The following is a 13,990-nucleotide window of genomic DNA, read 5'->3' on the forward strand; positions in this document are numbered from 1 at the left end:
CAATCCCCCTACTTAGGATAATATCGGTAAAACTGAAAAATCAAACCAATATCGAAATAAAGTGCGTAATGTATCCGTTAAAGCAGATATTCCCATAGGTTTTAATAGATAACCATTCACCCCGTGGGCATAGCAAAATTTTACATCCTTTTGATTAAAAGATGTGGTAAAAACCACAACCGGAATTAAACTTAATTCCTGCTTAGTTCTGATGGTTGCTAATACCTCTCGTCCATCGGTTCCGGGTAAGTTTAAATCTAAGATAATTAAATTAGGACGAGGGGCGAGTTCCGGATCGGCATAACTTTCTTCTTGAAGCAAAAATTCTAAAGCTGTATCGCCATCCTCACAGCGGTAAATCGAGAATGAACCCGGAAACGTTTTGACAACCCGCTGGAAGGCTTCATAATCTTCATCACTATCTTCGATCACTAATATACTGATAGGTTTATCCTCATTTTTCATTTGGCGCTGTCATAGTAAAATAAAATGTCGTTCCTTCCTTGTATTTTGATTCTAACCAAATTTGTCCTCCATGTCGTTCGACAATTTTTTTAACAATCGTTAATCCTGCCCCGGTGCCACCTCCATATTTATTTGGGGCGTGCAAGCGTTTAAAAATCCGAAAAATGGTATCTAAATGTTTTTCTTTGATGCCAATTCCATTGTCTTTGACATAAAAAACCGGGAGGTTTTGGTGAAAACAAGGATGCTCGATTAATGCCCAATCGGGTTTCTCCATTATACACCCAATTTCTATGCGTTTTTCAGGGCGATCGTTATACTTGATCGCATTACTAATTAAGTTCACAAAAATTTCTTCGGTTAAAACGCGATCGCCTTTAATAATTCGCAGATTCTCAGGAATTTGGAGATCGATTTTAAAATCCGATTGATTTATTTTTATGACATCAATAACATTATTAACTAAAAAATTTAGCTCGATGTTATGCCGGTTTAAGTCAGTACGAGATAAGCGAGAAAAATGCAGTAAAGCATTGATTAAATTTTCCATGCGCTTGGTTAAGTCCATTAATGTATTTAATTTATTAACCCCGTCTTCCTCTAATTTATCCTGATAATCTGTTAACAAAAAACTGGCATAATTGTGAATTCCCCTTAACGGTTCTTTCAGATCGTGAGAAGCAATGTAAGCAAAAGCATCCAATTCATTATTACTGCGCTGCAAATCTTCATTAATCGAGGCTAACTCATCGGCTTTTTTCAGAATTATTCCGACAATACTGCTGCGTAATTCAACTATGCCATCAATTTCATTAGCTTGCCAGGGTAAGCTTTTTAATTGCACAATCTCCTGCCACTTTTCAAAAGATTTACGCGGGGACATTCTGTGATTTCCCTCCTCATCAATTGTTTCATGCTTATCAGGATTGCCTCCCCAATCTACAGTTTGAATTACTTCAGGACGAAACCATAAAATGAAATTCCGTTGTATCTTAGTAATAGATGCAACAATTAAACCACAAGCTAAGTCTTTAAACTCTACTGCTGGGGGATAGACTTGAGGCAGACAGTCCGTATAATAAAAATTATTTTGCAGAAGAGGAACAACCCAATCTATTAATTGATTAATCTCATTTTCTGAAGGAGTTTTCCCAAATAGCCTGACTAAATCATCAGAAATGATGGCTGCACCTGTGGCATTAACCAAGCTTAACAAACGCTCTCGATCTCGTCCTACCGCCTCGACGAAATCCTCGGCTTGATAAATACTTTCCACAAAATCAGATTGCAGGTTTTTTAGCCGAATTTTGTCATCTAAATTCTCGTTTTCTTCTTTATTACTTAATTCAAGAGACATGATTTGTCCGATAAATTCACAAAGAGTTCTGGTTTGATAGGGCAGATATTTGGGCGTGTTATTATGGCAAGCAATTAAGCCCCATAATTGATTTTTTTTTAATAATGAAATAGACAGAGATGCGCCCACTTTCATGTTTTGCAAATATTCAATATGAATGGGAGAAACACTTCTCAAAACAGAAAAACTCAAATCAGGAGAAGCATTTGTTAGGGGACAATGAGTGGGAATTAAAGCAGCAGGATGATAATTGATGTTCGGAATTAAGCGTATTTTATTCAAACGATAGAGTTCTTTTGATGATTTGGGAATATCGCTATCGGGAAAACGCAAACCTAAATAGGAAGTTAAATCAGAGCGTTTATTCTCAGCAATAACTTCTCCCGATCCATCTCGATCGAGCCGATAAACCATCACGCGATCGAATTGGATAATTTTTCTCACTTCTTCAGCAATTAATTGAGATAAACCCCTGAGATCGGATACACTTTGTATTTTGGTGAGAGTATGACGAGTTAATTGATAAAATTGAAAAAAATCGTAGGGACACGGCACTGCCGTGTCCTTATCTCCCGTGGTGGTTTCCAGTTCCAGAATCAATAGATTATCGGGTGAGCGATGGAGAATTCCATAAAAAATAATGGTTTCTTTTTGGGGATTGACTAGATTTAAGGTGAGAGGATTTACCGCATCAAAATCTCTTAATAAACACCGGGCGATCGCTTTTTGAGATTCTGCATCAAAGAGATCGGTGAGGCTTTTATTTAATATTTCATCGGGGGAATATCCGAGCAGGGATTCAGTATTATCGCTGACTTGTAAAATTTGCCAATTTTCTGGCTCGAAAACCAACAAAATGCCATGAGGTTGAATAGCATTAGGAATATGGATTGGTTCTAAGTCGCAATTTGTCAGCGTAATCGGTCGATCGAAAATGTAATTTAGAGGAATCATGATTTTTGTTAATTTTAAGTATTCCCAGACTTCAGCAAACGATGAGTGCGATCGATCCGGCTGAGCACCCGCGTCACGAGTTCTGGCCCCAACACGGGTTTAGTTATAAAATCATCGGCTCCCGCGGCAAAGGCTTGCTGAAGCGAATCGGCATCGGTGTGAGCCGTGACAACTAAAATCGGCAAATCTCCCCACTGAACATCCTGTCGCACCACCTGACACAACTCTAGCCCGTTTACCTGTGGCATCGACAGATCTAGTATGATTAAATTGGGCGAAGTTTTCAGCAGCATCTCCCAAAATCGCTGGGGCTCGGTTAAAGTTATTACCTCCAACCCCCAAGGTGTTAGCAATGCCGATAAGTGAGCTAACACCGCCTCGTCATCGTCAACAATTAACACTTTGGCTTGTAATGTTTGAGTTTTGGGTAAGACGCGGGATATTGCTTGAAAAATTTGCTTTGTGGTGGCGGGTTTATGCAGAAATTGCTTAGCACCTAACCGCGATACTGCTAATCGATCGGCAAGAGTGTCTCGTCCAGTAAATACAATTATAGGCAGATTAGGCGATCGCTCGGTGAGTTCTCGCAGCAGCGTCAATCCATCTTCCTCTGTCTCTGGAAAGCTTAAATCTAATAATATCACATCAGGCATTGACAAGGCAATGCGCGATCGGGCGGCGGCCAGATTCGGGGCAATTTTAATTCGCAATCCCCAAGCTTCGGATTCTATTTTTAAGCGTTCCGTTAACGCAGCATCATCATCAACCACTAGCAACCGATGCGATAACATTGTAGGCAATGATGCAGCCGTTGACGTAACTGGTGGTTTCACTAATTCCTGCTGCAACGCTGTCACCACTTCCGAGAATCGAGCGATTTCTTGGGCCGTAAAGGGGCGATCTTTCATCAGCAAATGCTCTGCCGATCGTCCCAACTTCGATCCTTCAGGATAACCGAAAGATGCCAGAGAGCCTGCTAATTTATGCGCTTCATTCTTGGCGGCTTGCTGTAATTCTTTTTCTAAATTTCCTGCCAAAAGAGCAGTTTTTGCCTGTTCCAATACGGCAACTTGTTGGTTAAAGGTTCCCCGAAACCGCTTTAATAGTTTGTCGAGCGCTGACTTATCTGCCACAGGGGATTGATGTTTGGCGGTGCTGTCAGTGTCAGAATTGTTTGAATCAGACGGCGCAGATTGCGGGCGCGGCTTAAGTCGATAGCCCATGCCATAAACTGTGTCGAGGATTTCTGCGGTTAACCCACCTGCTTTGAGTTTTTTGCGGATATCTTTAATGTGAGTGTTAATAGCGCGATCGGTTGGTGCATCGTCAAATCCCCACAGGCGATCCAAAATGGCACTGCGGCTGAAGATGCGATCGGGATTTCGCAGGAATAATTCCAGCAGATTGTATTCTTTCGCTGTCAGTGAAATAACTTGTTCGCCAAACGTGACTCGACCGGAATCGAGGTCTAAACAAAGATTTCCCCAAGTCAATGTATTAGCGGATGGGTTGTTAGTAGAATTTTCCGGGGAAAGTGCTTGAGAGCGCCGCAATAATGTGCGTATCCTTGCCAGTAATACGTCCGTAGCATAGGGCTTGCTGATGTAATCATCAGCGCCAGCATCGAACCCTGCCACCACATCTGCATCTGAATCGTTTCCCGTCAGTAACAGAATCGGTTTGCGGTAGCCTTGCGATCGCAATTTCCGACAGAGACTAATTCCATCTAGTTTGGGAATCTGCACGTCTAGCAAAATCAGGTCATATTCAACTGCGGTTGCTAATTCTAGTGCAGCTTCTCCATCAAAAGCCCGATCGATCCCGTAATGATTTGCTTCCAACACCTTTGCCAGTGTTGCACTCAGCAATCGATCGTCCTCTACTAGCAGAAATTTCATCTATACTGCCCGTTTGATTTATCGCAAACATCGATCGCAATTGTTCCAGTAGTGCGATCGGGATTTATTTGAGTCATATCAACCTCGCTATTCTCTCAACAAAAATTGCTAAATTGTATCAGGGTCAATATTTAATTCTCGCAGTTTGGCGGCCAGGCGATCGGCACGTTGCGTCTCTTGTGCGGCCCGTTGAGTCTCTTGTTCAGCACGTTGAGTCTCTCTTTGAGCTCGTTCCATCTCTCTTTGAGCTCGTTCCATCTCTCTTTGAGTTCGTTCCATCTCTCTTTGAGCTACCTCTTCAGGGGTAGGGAGAAGTTCTCCTTCTGTTGTGAACAAACGCAATTTTTTCTCATGTATTCCCAGACATAAATCGAGTTGTTGACTAAACAAAAGTCCTTGCGAATTGGGTTCCAGTGGCTGGTATTCCCCATCTACTAAATGAAATCCAGCAAGTTCTAAATTATACGGATTGAACCAGAAATAATCATGGGTGCGAAACGTATTTTGATAAAGTAGTTTCTTGAACCCTTTATCAATTGACGCTGTATTTGGCGATAAAATCTCGACAATTACATTAGGATATTTGCCATCTTCTTCCCAGACAGCCCAACTTTTACGAGCTTTTCGTTCTGTGTCCAAAACTACAAAAAAGTCTGGGCCTCGGCACAATTCAGATTTAAGCTGGCGGGGACTGTAGTAGATGGTCATATTACCAGCAGCGTAGAAGTCGTTTCTGTCTTTCCACAGCCATTCTAAGCACTGGAGGAGCAGGATCATTTGTCGCAGATGAAGTTCGGTTTCCATCGGAGGTTCGTCACTATATAAGTCACCAGGAGGAAAGATAACATTTTGTTGTATATCTTGGGAAGGCGCTAGTTTTTGAACTGCTGTCATGGCTGGTGGATTTGGGTTAAGAGGTTTTGTATTTATTTTAGCCTTATTTATTTTAGCCTTGGAGTGCGATCGCTGTTTTAAATTTTAACATTAATCGCACTCTACTCAAACCAGTTATCCTTCATCCTCCGACTTCACAGGAGCACGCCCAGAAATCACAATAAATCCCACAGATTCCAGAGTCAGACGCGGCTGACGAATTCCCGCTAAAACCGCTTGACTTAACACACTTTCCGTGCTAATTTCATCAGCCAAAACCGACTCTAAAAGTTGTTCAGATTGAGACAGCCGATTCAAGCGCAATTGCAATTGATTCACCCGGTTTTCCAGTTGAATTGCAGCACTCACAGCCGATCGATCGCACATTTCGACAAAAGCCGATCGCCCACGCAGCGATTCCTCCGATCTCAGCCTTCCCCGTTGACAAAAATCATCCCATTCCAGCGGATCGACAAAACTGTCGAGAATCGCCGTCCGATTTTTCGACAAATTATAATCTCGATTCGGGCCACCTTTCCCCTTATAAGGCCGCTGCAAAATATTCAAAATTTCCGCCTCTTCCACCAGCAACATCTGCCCGCTGCGAGCATCAACAAACACCGTTTCAAAAACAGGCAGAAATAGAGCATCAGCCCGTCTTTGCAAAGCTTTCAAGTTGTAATTTTCGATATTTTTGGCTTTCAGAACTTGCGAAGCAGGCTGCAAATCTGTCTGGATTGAATAATTAAATTGTAATCCAAACCACTCCTTACCTTCCTCCGCATCCCAACTTTCATCGTGACGCCACAATGCAAAAGCCTGACCCCGATCGTCCCAGCGAATATAAGAACTAAGCGCATCGATCAATCCCTCACCAATGCGGTAAAGAGCGACATCCAAATTTTGGTGAGCAACGCGGCGATTGTAACTACCATATTGCTGACAATAGGGAATCAATCGGGTTCTCAAATCATTGGAAGGAATCAAGGTTTTTTGACTAGGTTGATAGCGCACCAACCCCGATATACTCGGATGTTCAACCTGTTTGAAATTCAGAGCTTGACAGATCCAACCTTCCGTCGCCCGCTGCATTTCTTTATGTTTAGCATCGCAATCATCGAGGGCTTCAAAATACTCAGATGCACTTTCCTCAAACAGGTCAATTTCATCCAAAACCTGTTGTTCGTCAATTTTGACTTTGGCGGCGACGATTTCAGTTTGGATTAATTCAATTTCGCTAGCTAGGCCTTTTGCTCCTTCTGTCAGCAATTTTTCTTCAAGTTTTGGCATTTTTTCATTGACATAAAACTGAAGACTAGCAATAGATTTGTTGAAGATATCAAACCCATCTTTTAAAACTTGAAACCAAGCTTCGTGGGGACTTTCTGGCAAATCTGGGCCTGCAAACAAACAAAACTGCACTCCCATTTTGCTACCAATGCGATCGACTCTACTTAATCTTTGTTCTAACTGATTGGGAAGCCACGGTAAATCGAAGTGAATTAACCAATCCACAAATTGCAGATTCACTCCGGTTTCCGCCGAACGATCGCATACTAGGATAAAGCAATTTTGCTCAGTCTTAAACCGTTTCAAATTCGCTTCAACATCGGGGGCTGATTTGCTAGTTTCATGGGTGGCGATCGCATTTTTGCCCAAAATCTTCGCTAAATTTTCAGCAATGGCTTTACAAGTTTCATTAAAACTGGTAAAAATGACTATTTTGGGGAATTTATCACCGGGAAGCGGTCTTTTAATTTGCTGTTGAATTCGGGACAACAAATCGCGAGCTTTGCTGTGATACTCCGGTGGAATCTTCAACGCAACGCCTAGAAATCGGATAATGACGATTCTCAACAAACTCAGTCTGTCCACTCCTTCCTGGGGCTTTTCTAGGGCATTGAGCAAAGATTCTAAGAGGGCGCTTTCTCCTGAAAACAGGGCGGTTTGAGTCACAATCCCCATGTACTTTTGCCCAAATTCGCGATCGAGTTCCGCCGTCGATTTCTTTTGTAAACGAGCTTTCACAACCCGTTCCAAAACATTCAGCCAGGTACCGGAAGTTCGGAAAAACAGGAGAAAGATTTTTTGATAGGTGCTCTTATGAGGAGCGAGAGTCCGCCATTTTTCCAGGATACTGTGAATTTCCGACCACTGTTCGTCATTGAGATCGTACTCAACTTTGGGGAGAGTATCTCGATCGAAAATCACATCTTCCACTGCGTCTCGGCGATTGCGAAGCATTCGACGGTACAGGCGGTAGGTATCGCTAACGTGGGTGCGAATAGTTCTGACAAGGCGATCGCATTCTGTGGTTGCTTCAGTTTTCCAACAACTTTCTAATTCATTTGCTAATCCGATTAAATAATCATCTTGAGCAAAGAAACTGCGGAGTTGAGCGAGTTTTGTTTGCAAAACCCCAGGGTTGGTTTCAGCTCGAAAATCCAGCAAAGCGCGCCCGATTTCCTGACGATTTTGCACCTGTTCTTTGAAATTTGCCAAATCATCAAGACGGTAAGTTGTGGGGTCTAGCAAGTTTAACATTGTGAGAAACTCTTGCTCATGTCCCAAAACTGGTGTCGAAGATAATAACAATAAATTTTTGCTTTTGTGAGCGAGGGTTTGGCAAATTTCAAAGCACTGCTTCTGAGTGCGATCGCCAGAATAAGCCATGGCCGCGAGTTCCTGGGCTTCATCCACTATCAGAAAATCTAGATTAGCATTGCGACTAACTTGATTAATTTCACTAAGAGAAACAAGCTGGACTCGATCGGCAAAATGAGACAAATAGAATTTATTTTCTAACTCATCTCGCCACTGCTGGGTTAGGTATTTGGGAACCATCACCACAGCGCGGCCATTGGGTTCATCTAGGAGAAATTGGCGGAGAATTGTCCCAGCTTCTACGGTTTTTCCCAATCCTACTTCGTCGGCTAATAAATAGCGTCCAATCGGGTCTTCTAGGACGCGCCTCACGACTTCAACTTGGTGAGGATAGAGGTCTATGTTGGCAGAAATTAAACCTGTCATACCGCGGCTGACGGCGCGCTGGGTGATGGTAGATTGAACAAAGGCGAGTCGGCGATCGTGAAAATAGGGAGTTTCTTGACCTTTGACAGCTAAAATGTCGATCGGATCGGCGATCGGGATATTGCAGCGAACATAAATATCTGTTTCGACAGCTTGTATGCTTTGACTATCAGGAAGGTCGATGTCGTAGAGCATTCTATCTTCATCCCAGTCATAAATCCGACCAATAATCCAGCGCTCTAACGTGGTGCTCCAGAGGTAGCATCGAGTTTGGCGCTGAAGTCTGGCTTCTTGGAGCAAGCCTAGGGGTACTGTTTTGCTAAGGCGGTTTTTAACTGAGCAAAAATATTCAATTAGGGCTTCGGTGCGGGATAATTCGACCACTTTTCCGACTCCCAAATCGTTTTTAGGCGATCGGACCAAGGAACCAATATCAATCATAGTTGAAAACCCTTTCAAATTCGGCGATGAACATCGCTTCTAAACAACCAAAGTCCGCCGATGCGGACTCAGAGAAAACCACGATGCTAAGTTTAGAAAACGGATACAAACCGCATAGTAGCACTACATTGATATCCTAGGGATAAATGAAATGCTAATGTGGTATGGGAATCAAATTCATGGACACAACTGGACTCGAACCAGTGACCCCTACGATGTCAACGTAGTGCTCTAACCAACTGAGCTATGCGTCCTCACGAATTCCTAATGTAGCAGAACTATCCCTTGAATGTCAAGCATAAAAATTAAGTTTTTTCTAATCGCCAATTTGGTGCCAAATTTTCACAGTGCGATCGCCCCCACCACTAGCCAAACTACCCCCATCCGCACTAAACGCCACAGACAAAACCTCTCCCCCATGCCCCGACAAAATTTCCAACAAACCCCCCGCCTGGGCATCCCACAAATAAACCGTGCCATCCCGACTCCCACTAGCCAAAACCCGACCATCCGGGCTCAAGGCCACACACAAAACATCCCCAGAATTATCCCTGAAACTCCGCAACAAGCTGCCACGCCCCTCCTGGGTATCCACCCGCCACAACTTCGCCGTACCATCCCGACTCCCACTCACCAAAATCAATCCCTTTCCTACTCCTCCCCTGGTGGGGTTGGGGTGAGGGAAGTTCCCAGCAAAAACAGTCGATCGCACCCAATCCCCGTGCTCTGCTAAAGTACAAATCGATCGACCAGTTTGCCAATCCCACAACCGCAAAGTCTTGTCCCGACTCCCGCTAACCAAAAACTCCCCATCCGCACTAAAAGCCACCGCTTCCACCCCATCAGCGTGACCAATCAAAGCCGACATCCGCCTTCCCTTATTCAAATTCCACAACAACACACTCTGGTCCCGACTCCCACTAGCCAAAACCTGACCATTGGGGCTAAACGCCACAGCAGCAACCCTGTCAGAATGACCAGCCAAAGCGTACCACCACTTACCCTTATTCAAATCCCAAATGTGAATCATTTTGTCCCGGCCACTGCTAGCCAAAGTCGCCCCATCAGGACTAAAAGCCACAGCAGTCACCCAGTCAGAATGGCCAGTGAGAGTATACCAGCGCTTGAGGGTATCCAACTTCCACATCTCAATCGTCTTGTCCTCGCTACCACTAGCCAAAGTTTGACCATCAGGACTAAAAGCTACCGACGTGACAGCATTCGAGTGGCCTACCAGAGTATGAACACACCGCCAAGTGGGGGCCTGTGCCGGCACAACCCGCTGCATTGATGGCACAGGTAAAATCGTGCCTGCAACCGTTGGCGGCAGTGTATTTTGCACCACAGGCATCCTCTGCGGCACGGGAATTGCGGGGGCTGACTGGGGTGGTGTCGCCGTGCCCGTCCCCGCCGACGGCTGCGGTAGCAAATCTGGGAGTACCTGCGCCACAGATTTGTAGCGCCGACTCAGACTCGGTTCGATCATTTTGTCCAGGATGCGACCCAATTTCGGATCGATTGGCACCTTCACAAAGTCTCGCCAAACCCAAGTATCTTGATTGAGATCGAACAAATCAAAAGGTGATACTTGAGTCATCAAATAAATGCAAGTCACTCCCAAACTATACAAATCGCTGGCAAAAACCGCTTGACCTCGAATTTGTTCCGGCGCGACAAATTCGGGAGAACCGATGACAGTACCAGTTTCTCTCGAACCCTGGACAACTTTGGCCGCACCAAAATCAACTAAAACTAATTCCCCCGTTAGGGTTGGGTAAGTATAAATAATGGAAGGTTGAACCGGGCGGCGACGGATAATATTTGGTGGTTTAATATCTCGGTGAATGACACTGCGCGAGTGGACAAACTCCAATACTGGCAATAAATCCTTCAGCAAACTGAGAATTTGATTTTCGCTAAAGGCCCCGTGTCGCGCCAACTCTTGCTGTAAATTCTGACCTTCGATAAATTCTTGCACCAAATATTGATAGTTTTCCTGCTGAAAGTGGGCCAGTAATTCGGGAATTTGTGGGTGTTTTCCCAATTCGTCCAGGCGCACGGCTTCTCGGTTGAATAATTCTGCTGCTTTCTGGGTGCTGCTAGTACCTTGGGCTAAGGGGAAAAATTGTTTGATGGCGCAGCGAGGTTTGGAGGGTTTGTCTTCATCTATGGCTAAAAAAGTGCGGCCAAAACCGCCTCGCCCCAGGGGTTTTAGGGCCCGGTAACGCTCTCTGAGCAAGAGTTTGCTGCCACAATTGAGACAAAATTGGGTGCGATCGGCATTTTGGGGATTTTGACAAGCAGGATTGAGGCAGTAACTCATAACCAACAGAGGAATGAATCAGCAGGATATCTCTATCATACGAAAACCAATGGGAGATGGAGTCTCGCACGATCGATCAAAAGCTAAAGGACTAAACTGCTGACTACTAACTTTCAGACGGACTCAAGTCTTGACTACCAAGGGCATCTTGGTTTGTAGTCAAGACTCTAGTCCTCAGAATTTAAGAGGTTGCTTTAACTTTCAGGGCATACTCTTTAAACCTTTCCAAATCTGCCTGAAGTGTCGATTCAACTACCCGCCCCACAAAGGAATTGTCCATCAATTTCGCCAACCATCCGGGAATGCCATAGGCTACGGTTAGTTTGACAATGCTGCTGTTTTTGCGATCGTAAAACCGCACCGCACCTCGATTGGGCAAACCGTCTACTGATTCCCACTGCATAATCTGATTGGGGACTAATTTTAAAATCCGAGACAGCCAGCTAAATTCTAAGCCACCAGTGGCGAGTTTCCACCTCGACAATTCCGGGTTGTCTTCGAGAATGCGAACTGATTCTATCCACTTCATCCAGCGAGGCATTTGCTCTAAGTCTGACCACAGTTTCCACGCTAATTCGATGGGAATTGCTACTTCTACTTGTACGCTATGTTCTAACCAATTAGTCATGGGATTTTAGATGTTATATTTGAGAGAGCTGTTCGTTACAAACATTTCTCTATGCCCTACTAAGATTTTAATATAAATCTAGGGAATTAAGTTACATTCAAACATCTTATTTGCAATGGGTCCGGCGACGCGATCGATAAATTTCTGACGGAGTTCAGGATTGTTCTGCAAGAGTTCGATCGCTTTTGCTTGCAGAGCAGCTTGTTTCCCCCCATCAGTTGTTGAATCTGGTGTGGACTTAGACTGAGGCTGCATTTGGGCCACTTCTTCACAGGAAGCTTTTTCGTATTTGGCGATCGCAAAATTGACAGCAATATCCAACAAAGCTTCCTGAGATACAAAACTGTCACAGGAACTGACAACCATTCCCACAGAAGTTAAAACGCCTAGAAACAAAAGATGAAATTTTTTCATAAATTTGTCCTCTTTAGGGAATCAATTTACATTCAAACATCTTATTAGCGATCGGTCCGGCGACTCGATTAATAAACTTCTTCCGCATCTCAGGATTCTTCCGCAACATTTCCACTGCCTTAGTCTGGAGGACTGATTCCGGTGTTCCAGCAGTGGCGGAACTCTTGTTAGGCTGGGGTTTCATCTTAGCTAACTCTTCACAGGAAGTGCTTTGGTATTTTTTGATTACGAAATTCGATACGATATCTAGCAAAGTATCAGGATCTGGTAAGGGAGTTTTGTCGGTGGGCAATGAGGGTTTCTGACTAGCTTTTTGGTTAGGCTGTGCAGACCTTTGAGGCTGAGGAGGCAGGGGAGGCAATGGCTGTAGTAAAGCCTTACCACTAATTCCGATAACCATGACGATGGAAGTGAGGGTGGCTAGAAACAGATGTGACTTTTTCATAATTTTTTGTTGTTGATTGGTGATATTTTAGCAGCAAGAGGGTTAATTATCTTCGTTTATCCTATCCTAGTTCCCAGGCTCTGCCTATCCTCGTTATCCTAGTTCCCAGGCTCTGCCTATCCTCGTTATCCTAGTTCCCAGGCTCTGCCTATCCTCGTTATCCTAGTTCCCAGGCTCTGCCTATCCTCGTTATCCTAATTCCCAGGCAGAGCCTATCCTCGTTCCTCGTTCGTTCCTCGTTCCCAGGCTCTGCCTGGGAACGCAGATCTAGAGGCTCTGCCTCGCTCATAAAAACAAATCATCCAACTCAAAAATCAATCAAATCAACAGACAACAATCCATCCTGACCCTGATAATTTCGATAACTAGAATATCTCCAACAAGCGGGATCGTCAACATAGCCGCGCCTAACAGGATTATTATGAATGTACTCCAATTTTTGCAAGAGCATTTCCTCGTCCAAAATAGCTTGTGGATGAAACCCTTCTTGCCATAACTGATATTTTTGGTCTTTTTTGTGTAGCTTTTTATAAAATGCGAGTTGATCGAGAATATTGGTAGCTTTATTTTTTTCAAGCAAGTCAATTATCGATCGAGCCGTAAATGATTTAAAATTTCTCATTTGCGTTGACAATTCTGAGGAAGTTGCGATTAAGTGCAAGTGATTTTCCATCAGCACGTAACCATGTAAAGCTAAACGCTTCTCCCGTTGCAGGAAACTTAAGGAATCCAAGACTATTTGTGCTATTTCTGCTTGACAAAATACTGGAATCCAGTTGATTATTGTACAGGTGACAAAGTGCGGTTGGTTTTCGGAAGATATGACTTTGTATCTGCTTCTTCCCATTGTGAAAATCTGGGGTTTGTTGGTGGGTTTGGGCGAGGCGGAGCCTCTGGATCTGAGTTACCAGGCAGAGCCTGGGAACTAGGGGAACTAGGGGTTTGTTGGTGGGTTGGGGCGAGGCGGAGCCTCTGGATCTGAGTTACCAGGCAGAGCCTGGGAACTAGGGAAACTAGGGGATTTTTGGTGGGTTTGGGCGAGGCGGAGCCTCTGGATCTGAGTTACCAGGCAGAGCCTGGGAACTAGGGAAACTAGGGGATTTTTGGTGGGTTTGGGCGAGGCGGAGCCTCTGGATCTGAGTTACCAGGCAGAGCCTGGGAA

At 44.3% G+C, this 13,990-nt stretch carries 10 protein-coding genes and 1 tRNA gene; all 11 read right to left on the reverse strand.

What is annotated here, in order from left to right; all coding sequences use genetic code 11:
* Positions 1–12 precede the first annotated feature (12 nt).
* The 11 genes from ACBR23_RS04060 to ACBR23_RS04110 all read right to left on the reverse strand — a co-directional run bounded on the left by ACBR23_RS04060 (position 13) and on the right by ACBR23_RS04110 (position 13,675).
* A complete protein-coding gene (locus ACBR23_RS04060; RefSeq protein ID WP_371116964.1) occupies positions 13–465 on the reverse strand; it encodes a response regulator in 453 nt (150 codons plus the stop codon).
* Complete coding sequence (locus ACBR23_RS04065) at positions 455–2,776, reverse strand: ATP-binding protein (RefSeq protein ID WP_371116963.1); 2,322 nt, start codon at positions 2,774–2,776, stop codon at positions 455–457. Before ACBR23_RS04065 ends, ACBR23_RS04060 begins: the two co-directional genes overlap by 11 nt.
* Positions 2,777–2,790: 14 nt before the next feature.
* Entirely contained in the window at positions 2,791–4,674 is a 1,884-nt protein-coding gene (locus ACBR23_RS04070) for a response regulator (RefSeq protein ID WP_371118518.1), read from the reverse strand.
* A 108-nt stretch (positions 4,675–4,782) separates the two neighbouring features.
* Entirely contained in the window at positions 4,783–5,568 is a 786-nt protein-coding gene (locus tag ACBR23_RS04075; RefSeq protein ID WP_371116961.1) for a Uma2 family endonuclease, read from the reverse strand.
* Positions 5,569–5,682: 114 nt separating this feature from the next.
* The gene (gene dpdE, locus ACBR23_RS04080) at positions 5,683–9,018 is read right to left on the reverse strand and encodes a protein DpdE (RefSeq protein ID WP_371118520.1); all 3,336 of its coding nucleotides are present in this window, start codon (positions 9,016–9,018) and stop codon (positions 5,683–5,685) included.
* A 180-nt stretch (positions 9,019–9,198) separates the two neighbouring features.
* Positions 9,199–9,272, reverse strand: a tRNA-Val gene (locus ACBR23_RS04085).
* Positions 9,273–9,334: 62 nt separating this feature from the next.
* On the reverse strand, positions 9,335–11,341 hold the full coding sequence (locus tag ACBR23_RS04090; RefSeq protein WP_371118521.1) for a protein kinase: 2,007 nt from the start codon (positions 11,339–11,341) through the stop codon (positions 9,335–9,337).
* A 181-nt stretch (positions 11,342–11,522) separates the two neighbouring features.
* The gene (locus ACBR23_RS04095) at positions 11,523–11,969 is read right to left on the reverse strand and encodes an SRPBCC family protein (RefSeq protein WP_340550798.1); all 447 of its coding nucleotides are present in this window, start codon (positions 11,967–11,969) and stop codon (positions 11,523–11,525) included.
* A 78-nt stretch (positions 11,970–12,047) separates the two neighbouring features.
* Positions 12,048–12,383, reverse strand: a complete 336-nt coding sequence (locus ACBR23_RS04100) for a hypothetical protein (RefSeq protein WP_340520683.1) — start codon at positions 12,381–12,383, stop codon at positions 12,048–12,050.
* Between the two features lie 13 nt (positions 12,384–12,396).
* Complete coding sequence (locus tag ACBR23_RS04105) at positions 12,397–12,828, reverse strand: hypothetical protein (protein ID WP_371118522.1); 432 nt, start codon at positions 12,826–12,828, stop codon at positions 12,397–12,399.
* A 307-nt stretch (positions 12,829–13,135) separates the two neighbouring features.
* Positions 13,136–13,675, reverse strand: coding sequence for a transposase (locus ACBR23_RS04110; RefSeq protein WP_371116957.1), 540 nt, complete (start codon positions 13,673–13,675; stop codon positions 13,136–13,138).
* Positions 13,676–13,990: the final 315 nt, after the last annotated feature.

Origin of the sequence: Microcoleus sp., assembly GCF_041354475.1 — a bacterium.
Classification (GTDB): Bacteria; Cyanobacteriota; Cyanobacteriia; order Cyanobacteriales; family Microcoleaceae; genus Microcoleus.

Coding starts and splice junctions, on each gene's coding strand:
- ACBR23_RS04070 (WP_371118518.1), bottom strand. CDS start 4,674: ATGAAATTTCTGCTAGTAGAGGACGATCGATTGCTGAGTGCAACACTG.
- ACBR23_RS04075 (WP_371116961.1), bottom strand. CDS start 5,568: ATGACAGCAGTTCAAAAACTAGCGCCTTCCCAAGATATACAACAAAAT.
- ACBR23_RS04105 (WP_371118522.1), bottom strand. CDS start 12,828: ATGAAAAAGTCACATCTGTTTCTAGCCACCCTCACTTCCATCGTCATG.
- ACBR23_RS04095 (WP_340550798.1), bottom strand. CDS start 11,969: ATGACTAATTGGTTAGAACATAGCGTACAAGTAGAAGTAGCAATTCCC.
- ACBR23_RS04100 (WP_340520683.1), bottom strand. CDS start 12,383: ATGAAAAAATTTCATCTTTTGTTTCTAGGCGTTTTAACTTCTGTGGGA.
- ACBR23_RS04065 (WP_371116963.1), bottom strand. CDS start 2,776: ATGATTCCTCTAAATTACATTTTCGATCGACCGATTACGCTGACAAAT.
- ACBR23_RS04110 (WP_371116957.1), bottom strand. CDS start 13,675: ATGGGAAGAAGCAGATACAAAGTCATATCTTCCGAAAACCAACCGCAC.
- ACBR23_RS04060 (WP_371116964.1), bottom strand. CDS start 465: ATGAAAAATGAGGATAAACCTATCAGTATATTAGTGATCGAAGATAGT.
- dpdE (WP_371118520.1), bottom strand. CDS start 9,018: ATGATTGATATTGGTTCCTTGGTCCGATCGCCTAAAAACGATTTGGGA.
- ACBR23_RS04090 (WP_371118521.1), bottom strand. CDS start 11,341: ATGAGTTACTGCCTCAATCCTGCTTGTCAAAATCCCCAAAATGCCGAT.